13 protein-coding genes are annotated in these 18,943 nt (G+C 41.2%); 10 read left to right on the top strand and 3 right to left on the bottom strand.

What is annotated here, in order from left to right:
* Nucleotides 1–208: 208 nt before the first annotated feature.
* Both LHW48_09245 and LHW48_09240 read right to left on the bottom strand, forming a co-directional pair.
* Complete coding sequence (locus tag LHW48_09245) at nt 209–685, bottom strand: hypothetical protein (GenBank protein ID MCB5260635.1); 477 nt, start codon at nt 683–685, stop codon at nt 209–211.
* 1 nt (nt 686) lies between these two features.
* Nucleotides 687–1,394, bottom strand: a complete 708-nt coding sequence (locus LHW48_09240; GenBank protein ID MCB5260634.1) for a hypothetical protein — start codon at nt 1,392–1,394, stop codon at nt 687–689.
* 389 nt (nt 1,395–1,783) lie between these two features.
* Here LHW48_09240 and LHW48_09235 point away from each other — a divergent pair, with 389 nt between their 5' ends.
* Genes LHW48_09235 through LHW48_09225 form a run of 3 tightly spaced genes read left to right on the top strand, consistent with a single transcriptional unit; the run spans nt 1,784 to nt 7,653 of the window.
* Nucleotides 1,784–5,227 carry a DNA polymerase III subunit alpha gene (locus LHW48_09235; protein MCB5260633.1) on the top strand — a complete coding sequence of 1,148 codons (3,444 nt, stop codon included), beginning with the start codon at nt 1,784–1,786 and terminating at the stop codon, nt 5,225–5,227.
* Nucleotides 5,205–6,326: a GWxTD domain-containing protein gene (locus LHW48_09230; protein MCB5260632.1), complete on the top strand. Its 1,122-nt coding sequence runs from the start codon at nt 5,205–5,207 to the stop codon at nt 6,324–6,326. The genes LHW48_09235 and LHW48_09230 overlap by 23 nt, the downstream gene beginning before the upstream one ends.
* A complete protein-coding gene (locus tag LHW48_09225) occupies nt 6,307–7,653 on the top strand; it encodes a GWxTD domain-containing protein (GenBank protein ID MCB5260631.1) in 1,347 nt (448 codons plus the stop codon). The genes LHW48_09230 and LHW48_09225 overlap by 20 nt, the downstream gene beginning before the upstream one ends.
* 596 nt (nt 7,654–8,249) lie before the next feature.
* On the opposite strand, the gene LHW48_09220 is transcribed toward LHW48_09225, so the two are convergent.
* A complete protein-coding gene (locus LHW48_09220) occupies nt 8,250–8,642 on the bottom strand; it encodes a YraN family protein (protein ID MCB5260630.1) in 393 nt (130 codons plus the stop codon).
* Nucleotides 8,643–8,728: 86 nt separating this feature from the next.
* On the opposite strand from LHW48_09220, the gene LHW48_09215 reads away from it, so the two are divergent.
* The 7 genes from LHW48_09215 to LHW48_09185 all read left to right on the top strand — a co-directional run.
* Nucleotides 8,729–9,901 (top strand): hypothetical protein, encoded by a 1,173-nt coding sequence (locus tag LHW48_09215; protein MCB5260629.1) that lies wholly within the window; start codon nt 8,729–8,731, stop codon nt 9,899–9,901.
* 141 nt (nt 9,902–10,042) lie between these two features.
* Nucleotides 10,043–15,877 carry a tetratricopeptide repeat protein gene (locus LHW48_09210; GenBank protein ID MCB5260628.1) on the top strand — a complete coding sequence of 1,945 codons (5,835 nt, stop codon included), beginning with the start codon at nt 10,043–10,045 and terminating at the stop codon, nt 15,875–15,877.
* On the top strand, nt 15,874–16,167 hold the full coding sequence (locus tag LHW48_09205; protein MCB5260627.1) for a hypothetical protein: 294 nt from the start codon (nt 15,874–15,876) through the stop codon (nt 16,165–16,167). The genes LHW48_09210 and LHW48_09205 overlap by 4 nt, the downstream gene beginning before the upstream one ends.
* Nucleotides 16,164–16,937, top strand: coding sequence for a MotA/TolQ/ExbB proton channel family protein (locus LHW48_09200; GenBank protein ID MCB5260626.1), 774 nt, complete (start codon nt 16,164–16,166; stop codon nt 16,935–16,937). The genes LHW48_09205 and LHW48_09200 overlap by 4 nt, the downstream gene beginning before the upstream one ends.
* 5 nt (nt 16,938–16,942) lie before the next feature.
* Nucleotides 16,943–17,476 (top strand): biopolymer transporter ExbD, encoded by a 534-nt coding sequence (locus LHW48_09195; GenBank protein ID MCB5260625.1) that lies wholly within the window; start codon nt 16,943–16,945, stop codon nt 17,474–17,476.
* Nucleotides 17,477–17,493: 17 nt separating this feature from the next.
* Nucleotides 17,494–18,039: a biopolymer transporter ExbD gene (locus tag LHW48_09190; protein ID MCB5260624.1), complete on the top strand. Its 546-nt coding sequence runs from the start codon at nt 17,494–17,496 to the stop codon at nt 18,037–18,039.
* 11 nt (nt 18,040–18,050) lie between these two features.
* Nucleotides 18,051–18,943: hypothetical protein (locus LHW48_09185; GenBank protein MCB5260623.1), on the top strand; the 893-nt coding region annotated here is incomplete at its 3' end.

The raw sequence follows: 18,943 nt of genomic DNA, 5'->3' as shown, positions 1-18,943 counted from the left end.
GTGCTCGCTGTGGCAAACAGAGCTTGCCACCCCAAAGGTAGGTACTGCTTGTAGCCGCATTTGTAACAATCTGGAGCTTGCCACCCCAGTCAAGCATTCTAACATCTATAAATCCCTTGCACTTCGCTTATCTTTCCCTCATTATCTCCTCATCTCATGAGGAGATAATGAGCAGAAATAGAGCAAACGAAGGGGGAGAGAAATAGGCTTAAAAAGGGTTCAGCTCTTCTTCGCGAATATCGCCGTAAAAGATGGAATATTCGCCATCTTCTGCCAATGCGGCAGCATTAAGAAAATGAAATTCATCCAGTTTCCACCAAGCTTCCCGAACTTCTGCATCATATTCATATTCGCTGGAGTGGAAAGCAGTTAGCATATCTATAGCTTGATTTTCCAAGAGCTGAGTATCCTCACCCCGTAGTGTGATCATGATACATTTAAGACCCGGTTTACCCTTTGCAAAATAGAGGGTTACTTGGCTACAGCCCTCTGCATCTTCAAAGAGTAGAGAATCTGGTTCAATAGGCCGAAATCCTCGCACTATAAGACTGTCTTGGGCAGAACAGTAATTCATCTCAAAATCAAGCCCAATAATGGTATCTGATGCATATAAGGATAAGGGTATAATACTGCCCACAATCAATGCGGCAAACCATAGACATTTGGTGAACTGGAGAGGATTCATGCTACATATCTTTATCTGGTTCAGAATCTACTTTGAAACCTTGATGTACCTTTAACTCTTTTGCCAAATAGAACATAGCCATCCCCAAGAGAAAACTGAAAAGTGCCATAGCAAGAGTGGGGATAATGGCAAACAGAGAAATTTGTATGCCTAAGGACATCTTCCAATACATATAAAATCCTTTGGCGGCATTATAAAGTTCATACGCACAAAACAGATACCAAACAATTGCCAAAAACCAATATTCGTAGTTGAGCACAATGCGTCTCGGATTGCTTTGGTCTTTAAGATTTGCCAACAGGCGAATACCGGTAATGATATAGCTAAGTGTAACCAAAAGAACCACCATCGCATAAACCATGATCCGCAGTGAAGGTTCTGTTTTTGTAAGGCTTGCTTGGGTAGAGAGGAAAAAGCCTGCGCCCAAAATACCCAGAATAAGGGCTACAATGTTCCATATTCTCGTGCCGGCTATGCTGTAGCGCAATGCTTTAATAGGCTGAGCAAGCGGCTCCGGCTGTTCTTCTTGAGAAAAATCCTCTTCAGCACTGAAGTTATATCCTCTTTTGCTTAGTTCTTCGATTATGGCATTATAGGTTTCACTGTCTGTTTCTGCGTTTTCAAACATACGCTCCAATTCAGCACTTTCGTAGTTGCTGTAATCTTGATTTTGGAGGTCGAATTGAGGCTCTTGTTCTTTGTAATCCATTTTATTTCCTTATATTTGATGAGGGCAATATAATTTGTTTGGGCTTACTGTCAAGTCTCGTTTTATGATGGATTTGCTTTTGAGATTCTTCGAAGCTACTGTATTGGCGATACTCTGGTGAACAAAACTGTCTTGTGTATATAGAAATTTAATTATCGTAGCGCTAAAAAACGGCAGGGTTGTGTTCTTTACTCTGTATTGTTCAGTAAAGAAATGTGGATGAAGTAAAGCTTCGAAATGCGATCTGCCGGATATTCAATGGATAGGCACATAGATCTTTAACAACTCTTATTTTATATAGCATTTGAGGGCATCATTGCGATGGATTTCAATTGACACATAATCCCTTTTCCTAAATCATGAATTTTAAGAGTGAGATGGAGTAGATCATGTCTTTTGTACATTTACATAATCATACACAATACAGTTTATTAGATGGTGCTTGCCGGGTGGACCGCATGGTGAAGCTTGCCAAAGAGATGGGTATGCCCGCGGTAGCGATAACAGATCATGGAAATTTGTTTGGCGTGATTGATTTTTATAAAACTGCCAAAAAAGCCGGAATCAAACCGATAATCGGCACTGAAGCCTATATTATCAATGGAGAGCTAGATAACGATCTTAGCAAGAACGATTTGCGCCACCATCTTGTTCTCCTGGCGCAAAACTATCAGGGTTACAAAAATCTGATGAAACTCTCTTCACTCTCCTATATAAATGGGTTCTATTACAAACCACGCATGTCTAAAAGCCTTCTTAGCCAATATAGTGATGGCATCATCTGCCTTTCCGCTTGCGTAAAAGGTGAAATTGCATCGTTGCTTTTAAACAATCGGGATCGCGAAGCTCGGGAATCTGCATTGTGGTATAAAGACTTGTTTCAAGACCGTTACTATCTGGAAATTCAGAACCATCAACTGGATTCGGAGAAAATTGTGATGCCCAAAATAGTAGATTTGGCGCACGAGCTAAACATACCTTTGGTGCTAACCAACGATTGTCACTATTTACATCAAGAAGACCATGAAGCACACGACATCTTGCTTTGTATTCAAACCGGTAAACTGCTTAACGATCCCGGCAGAATGAGGTACAATACCACACAACTATACTTTAAATCTCCCCAAGAGATGAAAGAAATCTTTCCGGATGTGCCGGAAGCATACGAAAATACTCTAAAGATTGCCGAAAGGATAGATTTGGAACTTCATTACGACAAATTCCTGTTACCGGAAGTGGAAACACCTTTGGAATTTAAAGAAATGGGAGACTATCTGCGCCATCTCTGCCTGCAAGCAGCAAAAGAGAAATATCCCCAAGCCAATAATGAGGTTCTCGAAAGAATAGATTACGAACTGGGGGTTATCAAGCGCATGGGCTTTGAAGGCTACTTCCTGGTAGTAAAAGATATTATCGATAATGCCCGTAAACAAGATGTGCCAGTGGGACCCGGTAGAGGATCGGCTGCAGGCAGCATAATAGCATATTTGCTAAACATCACCAAATTAGACCCGATCAAATATGGCTTATTGTTCGAAAGATTTCTAAACCCAGATAGAATCAGCATGCCCGATATTGATATCGATTTTTGTGCGCAGGGACGCAATAAGGTAATAGATTATATAGTGCAAAAATACAATCGGGAAAGCGTAACTCAAATTATAACCTTTGGCACCTTGGGAGCTAAAAGCGTGATTAAGGACGTGGCAAGAGTATTGTCTGTACCTGCGGCAGATGCCAATACTATCACCAAAACCATACCAGGCCCGGTTAAAAGCTTGGAAGATGCGCTAAAACAGTTTCCGGACTTTGTGAATCTGATTAACCAGAATGAATTGTATCAGAGCATTTTAAAACACTCAATAGTGCTAGAAGGCTTGATTCGTCAAACCGGTATTCATGCAGCGGGTGTAGTTATAGCACCGGGAGACCTAACCGAATATGTGCCTTTGGCTTGCAGCATTCAAAAGGATGGTGAAAAGGTAATTTTGGTGCAATATGAGGGCAAGTGGTTAGACGAACTTAAGATGCTGAAAATGGACATATTGGGTCTTAAAACCTTAACTTTGATCAAGAAAACCATCGATCTGGTTCAGAATAGCCAAAATAAAACAATTGATATCGAGAATATTGCTTTAGACGACAAAAGAGTATTCAGCATGCTTAGCAAAGGTGAAACCGATGGAGTGTTCCAGTTTGAAAGCGATGGTATGCGCAAATACTTAATAGATTTAAAGCCCAATATGTTTGAAGATCTTATTGCTATGGTGGCACTTTACCGCCCCGGACCTATGCAATTTATAGATAGTTATATTGCCCGCAAACACGGTAAAGAAGTGGTTCGCTACGATCATCCTTTGCTTGAAAATGCCCTTAAGAGTACGTATGGAGTAACAATCTATCAAGAGCAGGTAATGCAGATATCTCGTGAATTGGGCGGGCTAACAGGTGGAGAAGCCGATACACTGCGCAAAGCCATGGGCAAGAAAAACTCTGATTTGATGATGAAGTTTCGCGAGAAGATCATAGTTGGCGCTGCCAAAAACGGGGTTCCAGCTACTACCATAGAAAAGATATGGCAAGATTGGCTACGTTTTGCCGAATATGCATTCAATAAATGTCATGCAACATGCTATGCCTTGGTGGCTTATCAGACGGCATGGTTAAAAACTTTTTATCCGGTTGAGTTTATGGCTGCATTGCTATCTTTAGAAGATGATCCATCCGATATTCCCGTTAAGATTGATGTTTGTAAGAGTATGGGCATAAACATCATTCCCCCCAATATCAATCGCAGTATTGCCGAGTTTAGCGTGCACGATTGTGATGTGCACTTTGGATTGAGAGCCATTAAAAACTTGGGAGAAGCCGCCATGAAGGCTATTATTGAAGAGCGGGAACAAAACGGGGCTTTTACCAGTGTATTCAACTTCTGTTCAAGATTAGACAGTTCGGCTGTTAATAAAACGGTGTTGGAAAGCCTGATAGCATCTGGAGCTATGGATGAATTGGAAGGTACTAGAGCTCAGAAATGGGCAGTAATTGAACCAGCTCTGGCGCTTTCTTCCGGAGATCAGCGAGATAGGAAAAGAGGGCAGACTAATCTGTTTGACCTGATTTCCGACAATGATGATGAGGCCGATTATTTCCCGCCGCTACCCAGCATTGAAGATTGGAGCTATTTACATCAATTGGATATGGAAAAGGCTGTCTTGGGTTTTTATATGAGTGGTCATCCGCTGTTTGAGTATCGCAATCTGGTAAAACAAATATGCAATGCCAATTCAATAAGTGGAAAAAGTAAGAGTGGAGATTTGCAATTGGTGGGAATAGTATCTAACATTGTCCGTAAAAAAGATTCTAAGGGCAATCCGATGGCATTTGTGGAAATGGAAGATCTCAATGGCAAATTTGAGCTTTCTTTATTTAGCAGAGATTTCAACAAATATAGCAGTATGCTCCATGTTGGAAAGGTATATTATATAATTGGCTCAAAAAGTGGCTATAATGGAAACGACGATGGAATACTAAGAGTATTGCCATCTGAGCTTATCATGTTTGAGGAATTGCCCCAAAAAATGCAAGGATGCCTAAAACTGAGATGCAATCAGAGCCATATCTTAAAAGGCAAACTGGTAGAAATTGCCTCTTGGATTAAGCGTAAACCAGGCAATATAAAGTTACAAGTGGAGGTAGAAACCAAAGACCATGAATACTATATATTGGAAACACGAGACACAATCTTTGCCGATAATAGCGTGCTGGCATGGCTGGATGCACAAAAAATAGATTACAAACTGGATATTCAAAGTGTCACGCAGAAAGCTGATTAGCCTGATCTTTATAGTCTTGTGCCTACTCCAACTATCTGCTCAGGAAATAATGTTTGAAACGTTCGATAGCGGAGTGGATGTATGGATGCTCTTCCCTTATGATACATTCCACTTTGGAAAAGACGATAGTTTATCTGTGTATCAAGTTTCTACTCAAATAAAAAACCAGCATGGCACCCAGGTGGCAAATAACGAAATCCAAATTGAGGTTTTAAACCGAGACTGGCTAAAGGGAACTGCCATCCCTATTACCCAAACATATCAGCTCTCTACAGGATCGCACAGTATTAGCATTAGTTTAAGAAACAAGAAATTGGGTGATAAGCAGAATTATAGTCGCAAGTTCAATGTGGGTAGCGTTTCTACAGAATTGGGGCAAGCCTACATTATTGCTTGCAGAGAAGGCTTTGATTATATTCCGGAAAGTATGGATCTTAAACAATTGGATAGTTTAACCTTACGCCATCGCTTTGCCATTGGTGCCGGAAATCTGAGCCTTGTTCTAGACGGCATAAAACATGATTTTAAGAATCCTACCAGCCCATTTGAGCTCAACTTGAAAGAAATTGCCCCTCAAGATAGCATCTCTACTTTGGTAATATTTGTTGATGAGATGAATATCCGTTATAAATTGGAGCCACTTATATACCAGGCATGGTTTTCTTATAATCAGCGCTACTCGCCTAAAGACCAGCTTGAACAATTGCGCTATATCGCCAATCAAAATGAATGGAAGGTACTACGAAAAATTCCTGAAAGTAAGTATCACGATGCCATTGAAAGCTTTTGGCAGGCAAACGATCCTAGTCCCGGCACTTTACGCAACGAAAACCGAGAATTCTTTTATCACCGAATATTGCAAGCAGATGAACAATTCACAATCCATAAACGAATGCCAGGATGGAAATCTGACCGCGGCAGAATCTATATTAAATTTGGCGATCCCGATCAGATTGTTGGCGATGCCTTCCCAATTGGCAAACCATCCAGTATAACTTGGCATTACTTTCGCTTTAACCGAAGCTTTATCTTTACTGATGAACGTGGTTTTGGGCAGTATACATTGAGGAACAAAGAAGATGAATATATCGATTATTAAAAGGATTTTGGCACTAAGCTTTTATGTGCTTTGTTCTCTGGGAGCCTACGCTACCGAGCAAATACACATGCACATAGATTACAACCGCTTTTTAACTTCAGATAAAGACACCGTGCTGCTTTTGGATTATCAAATTCCATATCGCTCCTTAGTTTTTTTGGCACAAAATGGGGCTTATTTTGCCGAAGTAGACATTCAGGTTCAGATCTCAAATCGCGATTCCGTACTTTTTGTCCAAAGTATTACCGATAATATTGGGATACGCAGCAAATATGACGCTTTATCCACTCAAAAGAGCTATTTAAACCGCATGAACTTTATCTTAAGCCCGCAAAATTATAATTTAAATTTTACTGCAAAAGACCTAAACAGCAATAAGGAATTTAACTGGTCTTTTCCTATAGCCACTTTAGATGCCAATTCACGAATCAGCGACGTGGAATTGAATGCTCAGGTGTATCCAGATAGTAGCGCTTACTTGCAGAAGTTTAGGCGTAATGGATTTACCTACGAATCTTTACCTTCCATTATTCTTAATCGTGAGTATCATGAATACGCTCATCTGTATCTGGAAGTTTATACACCAGAAACGGAATTGAATACACCACAGTTATTAATGCTTAATTTAGAGCAAAACGGTGAACTGATTATGGATGAATACCTGGATTTCACTCCGCAAAAGAGCATCGAAGTTCTTACGCTCAGAATTCCTCTATCCAATTTGGAAGCGGGAAAATATAGGGGAGAAATAATCCTTCAGGCTGAAGAATTAACCGACACTCGGAATTTTGATTTTGTCCTCTCGGAAGCTGTGGAGCTAATGCTAAGTTTGTTTCCAGATCCCGAAGATGAATATGGCCTAATGCGATATTTTATGGCCAGCCGCACTCCTGCAAACTGGGATTCTATGAATGAAGAAGCTAAGCGCAGACATATAACAAACTTCTGGAAAAGCATGGCGCTTAGCACCGGAATGAGTGAGCAAAACATTATTGATCTGGTGCATGAACGCGTGGAACATAGCAATAGATATTACTCCTCACTTAAACCAGGTTGGACAACTGATATGGGACGCATATATATCCGCAACGGTGCTCCATCAGATATCGAAAGAGGAACCAGTTCCGACGAAAGTAGATTTGTGCGTAAAGATTATCAGATCTGGAAATACTCTTCCGGCAATCGGGCAGTTTATGTGTTTATAGATATTCAGATGAATAATAACTATAGATTGATTTACGCTTCCGGAGACGATATGGAGCAATCCAATCCAGATTGGATGAGATTCTTAGGCTCAGATTTTGATAGCAGCCTGTTGCGCAATTAATCCCTCAAACCCCTGCCCTTGAATTGAAATACATAAGCAGATCAATTGTTTAGCAAAATTGCTTTCTCTATAAAACAATGCTCCATTCTGCAATTATCTACTATCCGTTTTAGTGTTTACAAAGACCGTTGCACATTCATGGATGGCAGATTTCTATGCACGAAATATCGGTTTGCTGGGTTTTTCTGATCGTAGCTGTGCCCACCCACTATCCTTGTAGTATGGGACTTTTCTTTGTGCCCCGGTTATTCAACTGACTTTTACAGTTTATTTCCCCAAATGACCCCCAACGGGTTAAGCCACCATTAGCAATGGTTTACTCAGAGATACTCCTGCCTGCATACGATGATCATTGTTTGAACTCTGGGTAACGACAGCCTAATGCAATATGGAAATAAAGTGGATTTAATGCGCCTTGCCAAGGGTTATAGACACAACAATAGACCGTCCCCACATACAAATAAACAAAGGAAAATGCGCTCTAACTTGAAGTATGGTGAATTTTTTTTCTATTGCTTTCTACCCACCACTCTACTAAAGGGGTTTTGTCCCTTACTCTATATTGTTCAGTGCCCATAAAAAACAATACGGAAATATCAATAAGGTTCGTCTGCTATGGGCAGAAAAGCATCGGGCAAATGTTTAATACTGTAAGAGTCATTATAAGAATCATATAGAACAATAATTACATCAAAGCGAGTATTATACTTGTCAAATTGGGGATTTTGTTTACAATATACTTGTGCGGTTTTTGTAATGTGAAGCTGTTTTTTGTAGTTTACATTGTCTACGGCACTTTGTATAGAGTGATAGGATCTTGTTTTAACTTCCACAAAAATAATTTGTTGATGTTTTTCTACAATTATATCAACTTCTCCTTGCTTGGTCTGGAAGTTTCTGCAAAGTACCTTATAGCCGCCATTTGTGAGATACGAGGCGGCAATATCTTCGCCTATTTTGGCTAATTCTTGATTGGAGATAGTCTTCATGAATTCGAGAAAACACTTGACGGATTATTTGTCAACGATAAAAAGGAAACATGAATAGAAAGCAACACCGTAAGGTGGAGGGAAGTATGAAAAAAGTTATTTTAAGTGTAATCGTTATTGCAGCGATGTTTAGCCTCTTGCAGGCAGCGCCTTTTCAGACGCTTGGCATGCTGCGTACTCCAGATGCCTATGTTTTGCCACATAGAGCAGCTGAATTTATGTTAGCTGGCTACTATCGTGACGTTGCAGAGCCCGTAAAATATGATGGTTTTGTACCATATATGATGGCAGGCGTAGGACTCTTTGATCGTGTTGAACTGGGCATGTTTGTCGGCGATAAGATTGAAGATGAGCCTTTGGTTTATTTTTTGAATTTAAAGTTTAAGATTTTGCAGGAGACACCCCGTCTGCCGCAAGTGTCAATAGGGATGGATAATATATTTTCTCCCATAACAACACATGGCATTCATGATGGTGGGCTTACTCCTACCGATGATTTTTATTATCATCCTGATAAATCCGGCTACGAATACTACTCCCCTTATGCCGTAGCATCAAAGCAAGCAGTAGTATTTGGTATGCCCTGGATGTTCAATTTAGGGTTTGGAACCAACCGTTTTGTTGGTCAAGTAAGCCGTTCACGTATATTCAACGGTATATTCATGTCTGCGGAGATGTCTCCAATACGAGATCTTGCTCTTCAGGGTGAATTTGACGGTCATGAGTTTAATGCAGGCATTAAGTACAGTTGGAAGAATTTCGGTTTCAAGGTAGGAGCTCAAGCTCTCGAAGATCTTGCCAAGGATAACGGCTATGAAGACAACTTAAGAGTGGCCTTCGCTATATCATATCTTTTCGATAAATATGCCGAAGCGCAACGCCGTCCCGATCTTAGACGTTATGCTATGGATAGCGATCTTGAAGATCCGTACATAGTTCAAACCGGTACAACTCCAACCGAAGATGGCGTAATAATACCCCCAACTGGAGATACCATACCGGGTTCGGGCGAAGTTGTTGTAATACCACCTGATGCTGATACCAGACCCGGCGAAGTGGCTGTTGTTACTCCCGGAACCACTCTTGAAACGCCTGGTCTTTCCGGTACTGGTGGAGGTACCACATATGCCCAGCTTTCCCCCGAGGTAAGAGACTTGCTCCAAGAACTGCAAGAGCTTCGTAAGGAACGTGAAAAAGCCCAAAAATCCCTTGATGATCTTCGCTCTTGGATTCAGGAGTTGAAGGCAAACAGGAACTAATTACCAAGTATATAGCGGTGAAATGTAGAATTCATACTTCCTATATATGACAGTTCGCCAGGGTGCAGACGATGCATCCTGGCATACTGCCTCTAATATGCTATATTTTTAATCTAATGAGAGTCTAAAGTGAGCGGGGTTATGAAAAAGTATTATAAAATATTATTGCTCCTTGTCTTTGCACTGGCTTGCCTCAGTACATTATTTGCCCAAATGGACGAATATGATGAGCAGATGACAGTTGAGCAGCTTCGGGAAGAGATCCGCATTCAGAAACATGAAATCAGAGCGGCAGCAAAAGAATTTTTAGTGGATGAATTACCCACTATTATCAAGATGGATCCCCAACGAGCCGATCAAGAGTTACAAAAATTTACCAATGTATTAAGTTATCTTGGCGATAATGAAGTTTTGTATCTTCTGGGGCACATGTATGCAAGGGTCGGAGAAAACGATAGAGCTATTACTATCTTTGACTCTCTTTTAAGAACAGACCTTAATCAGGGTGCGCGCAAGATGCTAAATCTTGTTGTATACCGAAAGTTAATAGGTTTCCTGCAAGCCGGAGATCGTGAAACAGCAAAAGATTTTTTGAGTCATATTGTATTCGAAAACTACAATACCGAACAATATTTCCCCTGCTATCTATATTTATATGCAGATATTAGTGCAGATAGCGGCAACTACGATGAGATTATTAACCTTGTAGAAAACTACAATCACAACCGAGATATTGTTTTAAACGTACTTCTTCCACTTAAGCAAAGGGTTTTAAGCCGCATTAACAATTTAGATTTGGCTACTTATTTTGAAGCTCCGACTCAAACAGAGTATAATCACTTAAGCACTCAGATAGATCAGATACAGTTTGATCTTACAGCTATTTATAACGAGATGATTGGTATGGAAGGCATGTTGTTTGCAGATGCAATAGTTGAAGCACACAACGATGAAATGATTAAGCTGGATGAGATTAAGCGATTACTTGCGGATTATGCCAATACTTCAACGCTTACCGAAGAGCGCTTACAACCCGCTTTGAAAAATATAGCATCAGTAAAGCAAAATCTAGATTTTTACGATAGACTTTTAAAACAGTTTGATAACCTTTTACAACAGAACTTTTTGAGCCTAAGCGCCAGAGACCCCCAGAATGCAGATGTGTATGTGGGAGATCTCTATTTGGATAGGGTCATTCAAACCAAGCGTACTATATCCTCATACGATGAGATAATAGATGAAATTGACGATCTGTTGGCTAGCGGCGAATATCCTGAATATACTGAACGTTTGAATAGTGAGCGTCAGTGGGCTGTAACAAAAAAATCTGAAGCTGAAGTATTGCATCAGAAATATCTGGCTGATGTTCAGAGCTTGGAAAGTGATGAAAGCCAATATTTTTCTCAGGTTTTGGCAGAATATGATGCGTTAGTAGAAGATAAAGCCTTGCTTGAGGATACAGCTAACGAATTGGAAGATTATGTGCTTACTGAAGCTCGAGAGATAATTAATAGCGATCTTAGAGGCGAGATTCGACCCCGCATTGCAGTTGAGATTAGCGATGTAGCGTATTCTGCAGACCGCGATCAGGTATTTACTCGCGGCTATAGTCAGGTTCTTACCAGCATAGAATATATCACATTAAAGATGGCGTATCGCGATCTTTTAAAAGGATACAGCAGCTTTTTAGACAATCAAGTTAACTTGAGTTCCGAAGAAGTTCAAACACAACGAGAACATTGGCGTCAGGAGCAGTTGGATTTAATTAATGAGATTAGCTCTTTCATTGAATCAAATCCAGATTTCACTTCAATTGAGCAGCCCGGTGGAGCGCCTTTGGTTAGTGCTGCAGACTTGTATTATAGTTTGGCGGAATTACAATACTATGCCATTCCGCAAGACCTCAATCCCGCTTTGAATAGCTATCGAATGGCATTACAGTTGGATCCTAATTTACCAGATCGTGATCTTGCTCTTTATAATATAGCCTTTATCACCAGTGAGATTAAGCGCCTTGAGGTAAGTAATAACAAGATAGCTTATCGCAATACAGCGCGAGGTAACGAAAACCCACCTGCAAACGCTTTGTATTCCCAGTCCAATTTCTCTGAAGCGCATGATGCTTTAACCGAGATCGTTAACGACCATCCGGATTCCAAGATGTGGGAAGAAGCAGTATATCGACTTGGCCTTCTAAACTTCAGCTATTCAACGGATTCGGATGATCCGGTCCCCTTCAGAGATACTGCAATAGAATACTTTAACCAGATTGTAGACAATCGACAGAGTCCTCTTTATTATGACGCTTTGTATCAGAGGGGCTGGGTTAGATTGAATAGTCTGGATATAGAGGATCTGCGACTTGCTATGAATGACTTTATGGAGATATTGCTAGCTACAGATGCCGGATTGATCTCGGATCCTCAGATAGCCAGCGATTACCGTTCTGATGCCGTAGAAAACATAGCCTATTGCCTTATAGCAATGGATGGAACGGATTATAGATCGCAATCTCGTGGTGTTGCTGAGCTACAGCGCGTATTTGAAGGATACTCGAATCAGCAGATCATTGAACAGGTAGTTAATCGCTCCACTGAGTTAAAGCTTGATATGGGAGTTTCGCTACAAGCTGTTGATTTTCTAGAGTTCAAGATTAGTGCTGCCCCACTGGCTCTTGAGAATCCTGTACTTCTAGATTCGATCTTGGTATTGTATCACAATTCAAACCAAACCATGCGTGAAGGCGATAATCTAGACGAAATCACGCAGAATATATATCAGCGCATTATTAATAACTACAATCACGAGTCTCAATGGTTTGACGTGAATAAGAACGAAGACATCACCGAGCAGATTGAGATTATCGATAACGCATATACTCAGCGCGGCTATCGTCTTTATAACACTTTTGCCAGCAATATTAACCGTGAGAGCTTGCTGGCATACGAAACTCACATGGAGAGTTATGATAGTTTTGCAAATTTGCATAAAGAAAACTATCAGGCATTTAAAACCGAAACGGATAGCCTTATTGTAACTGCATATACAGTTTTAGCTGATCGCACAGGCAGCATACCAGATTTTCTGGAAGCCATACAAAGACTATATGCCTATAACGATGCATATCCAAACAATAGTCAGTTTTATGAAAATGAGAAATTGGCTATGGACTATTCACGCACTGCTTTTGATAGAACCAGAACCGCCTTCGAAGATGAAGAATACATCGCCCCTGCCGGAAGCCCGACAGACCTAGACGAGGCCTTTTCACTTCTACAAAACAGCTCAGAGAGGTTTTTGTACGTATCTAATCAAGAGCGTTTCACAACCCCGGCAAGACTATCTGAAGCGGTAGACATTATCCTGCTTCTGGGTGATGTCCAATTTGGCCGCCAAAAATATCCTGAAGCGGTTCAGTTATATAACCAAGCCTTGGAAAACAGCGATATAATGAGTAATGCTGACAAGCGGGAGACCTATCTCAAGCTTGCCGAAATTAGCATCCGACAGGAGCAATATGCCGATGCTGAAAACTGGTTCCGCCAGGCGCTGCCTCTTGCCCTCAATGAAGAAGACAAAGCCAGCATTAATCAAGACATTCTGGTCCAGATCCAAAACAGTTTTGAATCTGCATCTGGAAGTGGTGACTACATCACGGAAGCAAATGAACGCTTGCGCTTAGCTGCCGAGATGGATCCTTCACGCGGTCTGGAAATTTTGGGGCAGAAGAACGAAGCAGTTGAAGCTTTTAAAAAAGCTGGTGCATATCAACAGGCGATAGATCTTTTGATGGAACTCGCCGCAAATGATGCCGATATTGATGCCGCATATGCCCGTTATTCTCAAGCTATAGAAATAGCGGAGGCAGATAGCATGATGAACAACCCAGATCTTGCTAAGAATCTGGAACAGGAATTCATCACTAAATATCCAGCTAGCAATTATAGTTTCTTCCTTCGCTTAGCATCAATTAATCATCTTGCCGAAAACGACTCTACCAGAGTACAAGCCGCTGAAGGATATCTAGCCTTGTTTGAAGAAGTTCAAACAGGAAATATTGATAACGGTGAAGTTGCTGCCAGTAGCCTTTTGGCAGATGCTATTCGTTTATACAATCTTCAAGGAGATGTAAATACGGGTTACGCTCTGATGAATCGCTTTATCGCCACATATCCCGACCACTCGGATACAGTGCCTTATATGGAATATATGGCCAAGGGATATTACGATCGTAATGAAACAGAGGAATATAACCGTATAGCCCGCGATATTTATTTGAAAGATTCTACCAAGAGTAGCTATTATCAGAATGTGGCATTAACTGAACTAGGTTCTATTGCCAATGAATTCGATACTGCTTATCTCAATGGCGATTATGAAGGTGCTTTAGCCGCACGAGATCGTTATCTCTCTGTAGAATCTGCCTATAAGAAAGAGGGCTTGAGTTTTGGTGAAGAGATTTATACTGTGTTTAATAATGTTCAACGAGAATACGACGATATTCAGAAGCGCATTGCTTTCCTTGAGAGTTACGATTCACGGCTGAACGCATTAGAAAGAAGCGCTATCTTTACTCAGACTCCTGCTCAGCAAATAAGAGTTAATAGCCTTACTAAATGGGATGTAAACCTTGGTGGTGGAGATCGCCGCATCCCAAAATATAAAGATACTATCGAAGCAGAAGTAAGCAAGGTTCGTAACCTGATGCGTGAAGCAGCTGAGAGTGGTTATGCCATCGATAATGAAAGACAAATCGACGCTTATACCCTAATCTCTAAGATATATAACAGAGGCGCCGAAGTTGTTGGTACACAGATTCGCACTTTCTTCCAAATTACCGAACAAGGCCAGTATTATACATCTCAATGGGGTACCGATGCTGAGAATCAGCTTAATGGTTTTGTAGCTCAAGAAACTCAGGATTACATCATCAATTCGCTTATTTGGAATAATCAAATCTATACTCAGTACCATTTAGCAGGATACCAGTCTGATGCAACCCATGCTGCTAAAGCTGCATTAGAAGAATACAACCAGAGCATCGATTATCGCAGTATGGATTTGACCTTAGATAACAATTGGCAACAGAGTCTTGAACCTGGAGGTTCAGATCTTAGTATTAGCCAAATTCAAAGCCCCAAAGGTCAAGCATTGGGTAACACTATGATTCCTGCTAATACAACTTTGCGTATTGAGCGTGAGTTTAATCTGGACCTAGAACCAAATTTTGCCTACTTACATGTTGTATTTCCCTTAGATATGGAGGTTAAGCTTAATGGCAGTTTGGTTAATTCGAGCTGGGTAGCTGTTGACAGCTTAGATGCCAGCAAGCCAATAACCACTCGATACAGTTATTTGATTCCCGGCGAACTATTTACTCAGGGCAACAATGTAATTGAAGTATCGATGGGAAACACCAGTTCGAATGCAATGCAAGCGGCTCTTGCTCTTCAGATGATGACCAGTTTACAGCGAATTCGTGAAAACATCCCCCCCGAGCAAAAAAATCTGTTTACAAACCAAGGTTGGCGCGTAATCAATGTTGATCCTGAAACGGGTGAGGAGAGTTCTGATTATGCCTCAGAAGCCAGCGAATGGAATATCACATGGGAAAACTTGGCTGATATGGAACAAAGTGCTGCCCGCCCTATCTGGGTCTCAGAACTAGATGGACCCGTTAATAATCTGATACTCGAAACAGAATTCATTATGGATTCAGAGTTTAAGCAAGGAAAAATAGAATTCATCGCACCTGAAACCGTAAGCGTGTTTTTGAACGGTTCAGAGATAGGTAATGCGATATTTGATTACGATCCTGATCCTCTCACAATCTATAAAGGAGAGATCCTGATCCCAGCACAGAACGTCGTTACTGGTCGAAACATACTTCGTTTCGAGATATCTAATAGCTCTATATACCGAGGATTTTTGGCAAAAATCTCTTATGCGCAAGCCGGAAAGGAGGAAATCCGATGAAAAAGACTTTGTTTTTATTGCTCTTGTTGAGTTTGTTTAGTACATTTCTTGTAGCACAACAAGCAGATTCTCAGCCTACGCCTACACCGGAACCGAGAATTCAAGGAGCTATAGTTGATACTGAAGTTATCGAAATCAACGTCAATGACATGGCGCCGGCTTCCGGAATATACAAATCAAAATCTGATACGTTTTTTGTTACTGGAAAATATCGTTTTGTACTGGATGATAAAATCGTTCAAGAAAACAGTGAATTACTATTAAATAAATGGCTTAAGGAGTCAAAATGAAAAGCAAGCATATCATACTCGTTGTAATCGCCCTGTTGATGAGTGTAGGGTTCCTCTTTGCACAAAATGGCGCAGAGGTAGTACCAGAAACAACAGCCTCAACCGGTGGAGGAGGAGGTCTCATTACTTTGTTTCGCGATAGCGGAGAATTTGCATATCTAATCCTTATCAACTTTCTCATCGGTTTGGCATTGGCTATAGTTCGCTATATTCAGCTATATTTTCGTGAAAAGATTGATGCCGAGAAGTTCTTCTTCAAACTGAAAAACTTTGTTAAAAACGACCAAATTGAAGAAGCCACTAAGATTGCTGACCAGTTTAAGGGAACGACCATGGGCTTTATTTTTTGGAGTGGATTATCTGTGTTCAAGGATGTTCGCAAATCCGGCAAAAAGGGTGAGGAAGCTCGCATCTCCGTGCAAAATGCCTTTGACGAAGCCGTGCTTCAAAAAGTGCATAAGCTCGATGGTGGCTTGTTCTGGTTTGACACTTTAGCTCAGGTTTCCACTTATTTGGGACTTCTGGGAACCATTTTTGGTTTGATCCAGGCTTTCTCTGCGCTTGAAGGTCTTACTGGTGCTGCTCAAAATGCCGCTCTTACCAATGGTATTCGACTGGCTATCGGAACAACGGCATTTGGTTTGATCGGTGCTATCCCTCTCACTCTGATCAAAGGTGGACTTTTCACCCGCGCTCAGAATCTTATCAGCGACATCGACGAATACAGCGTTAAACTGGTAAACCATATTAACAACCAGATCAAGGAATAAAGATTATGGCTGGATATCGTCGACCATATCGTCCTTCTGAGGCGAGGCAACAAAAAGGTCAGACGGCACCCCAGGAACCCAATTTGGTTCCTATAATGAATCTATTCATTACCATCATACCGTTTTTGATGTTGATGATAACAATTCAGGTGTCTCTTTTGGCTTTGAACTTCGCTTCAGACTCGACAGGTAGTGGCGGAGGAGACGGCCCCGGAGGCGGTAATCAGGATAAGATAGTTGAAATACATCTCATGATCAAACAGCATGATGATGCAGGATTATTTCCTGGTATGGAAGTAAGAGAACCGGATGCTGAGATACACAAATTACCATGGCTGAATGAGAATGTATATGACTATACTCGTCTGAATGATCTACTTGCTCAACTTAAAGAGAAGTATTCCGATACTACGGAAATTGCCGTAATCGTACATCCTGACGTGATTTATGATACTCTTGTCCGCACCATTGACCTGTGTAAAACAAACGGATTTGTAACGGTACATTATCGCAACCCCAAAGCCGTATATTTCTATTAGAGTTTGGGGAGGAAATTATGAGTTCAAATAGTCAATTTTCACGTAAACAAAAGGGAGGACGGCAAGTACGCCGTAAGGTTGAAGATGTTAAAAATCTATCGATAACTTCTCTTTTGGACGTTCTTACAATAATATTGGTATTCCTTATCAAAAATGTATCGATGGAAGCTGTGAAGATTTCAGAACTTCCGGATATGAGGTATCCTACCACCATATCTACCGATAAGCTATTAGAGAATGCCACTGTTACGCCTATCAAACTATATTTAAATGAAGTAAAACTGGGTGTGGGAAACCTCACCTTAGGAACACCTCAACAATTAGTGGAAGATGGCGAAACTCGCGCCGCATTGCAGAATTTTCTTACTTTAGATTTCGCCGCAATTCCGGAAGAGAAGAAAAGCGACGCCTGTCTCATTGTACAGGCAGATGCAAATCTTCCCTGTGGATATATAACTCAAATAGTGAGCGCAGGCACCTCCGTGGGTTATGAGAATATTTACTTCGCAACGCTTGAGGATGTGGACTGGTTGAGGACATACAGTTCTGCATCAGTCAGATAATTGGAGGTCTTATGGCAAAAATACTAAGTCTCAGATTGAACTACAAAGGTAAATTCCTAGATTACGCCAAAGAAGGCAAAGAAATCAAGAAGAACTTTACCATTGGTTCAAACAAATTCTTGCAATGGCAGATTCTAGAGCCCTCCTTTCCTGATAAGCATTTATTTATCCAGCAAAAAGGTGGCGAGTATGTAATGCAATTGTTACCCGGCGCTCAATTGAGTGTTGAAAAAGGCGGCAATGCAGTTGACAGTAACTATCTTAAACAAAACAATCTGCTTTCTGGTAACCAATTGGTTTTAAAGAAAGACATCAAAGGAACTCTTACTCTTGCTCCCGATTGGAGTGTAGATTTTGAATATAGGGAACCATGGGTAATTGTACTCACTCCAGAAGAAAAACAGATTGTTGCTCAATATGCTCGTAGAGCCAGGCCCGATGCAGTAAGCCGCTTCAACCGAATGATTGTTTGGTTGGTTTTATTGCTGTCTTTAGTGTTTGTGGTAATATTCGATATCTTCCTTAAACCAGAGTATTCTTACGAAGAGACCGTTACCCAAAAACTGCAAACTCTTCAGGGTGAAGCACAAAAAGTAAAAGCCGATATTACTGAACCTACTGGAACGTATGTTCCCCAAGCAGCACCAGCGGAAACGGCAGAAACTCCTACTACTGAGGGGACACCCGGTGGAACAGGAACTGCTGCACGAGGCTCATCTGCTCTGGATGCAGCTTTCGCCGGCGGATTTGACGCTGCTAGCACCAGCATCGCTCCTTCCTATAGTATTGTTACGGTACAGGAAGGCTTTTCGGCGCGACGCCCAGGTGGTGGAACAGGTAGTGGTACTGGTACTGGTAGCGGTGCCTTTGCTGGTACTGGTGGCGGTGCCGGATCTTCATTTAG

The sequence above is a fragment of the Candidatus Cloacimonadota bacterium genome (assembly GCA_020532355.1).
Lineage (GTDB): Bacteria > Cloacimonadota > Cloacimonadia > Cloacimonadales > Cloacimonadaceae > UBA5456.
This window is presented reverse-complemented; position numbering and strand designations above follow the sequence as displayed.

Excerpts from the sequence above, each read along its gene's own strand:
- LHW48_09245 (MCB5260635.1), bottom strand. The coding sequence starts at position 685 with ATGAATCCTCTCCAGTTCACCAAATGTCTATGGTTTGCCGCATTGATT.
- LHW48_09240 (MCB5260634.1), bottom strand. The coding sequence starts at position 1,394 with ATGGATTACAAAGAACAAGAGCCTCAATTCGACCTCCAAAATCAAGAT.
- LHW48_09235 (MCB5260633.1), top strand. The coding sequence starts at position 1,784 with ATGTCTTTTGTACATTTACATAATCATACACAATACAGTTTATTAGAT.
- LHW48_09225 (MCB5260631.1), top strand. The coding sequence starts at position 6,307 with ATGAATATATCGATTATTAAAAGGATTTTGGCACTAAGCTTTTATGTG.
- LHW48_09220 (MCB5260630.1), bottom strand. The coding sequence starts at position 8,642 with ATGAAGACTATCTCCAATCAAGAATTAGCCAAAATAGGCGAAGATATT.
- LHW48_09215 (MCB5260629.1), top strand. The coding sequence starts at position 8,729 with ATGAAAAAAGTTATTTTAAGTGTAATCGTTATTGCAGCGATGTTTAGC.
- LHW48_09210 (MCB5260628.1), top strand. The coding sequence starts at position 10,043 with ATGAAAAAGTATTATAAAATATTATTGCTCCTTGTCTTTGCACTGGCT.
- LHW48_09205 (MCB5260627.1), top strand. The coding sequence starts at position 15,874 with ATGAAAAAGACTTTGTTTTTATTGCTCTTGTTGAGTTTGTTTAGTACA.
- LHW48_09200 (MCB5260626.1), top strand. The coding sequence starts at position 16,164 with ATGAAAAGCAAGCATATCATACTCGTTGTAATCGCCCTGTTGATGAGT.
- LHW48_09195 (MCB5260625.1), top strand. The coding sequence starts at position 16,943 with ATGGCTGGATATCGTCGACCATATCGTCCTTCTGAGGCGAGGCAACAA.
- LHW48_09190 (MCB5260624.1), top strand. The coding sequence starts at position 17,494 with ATGAGTTCAAATAGTCAATTTTCACGTAAACAAAAGGGAGGACGGCAA.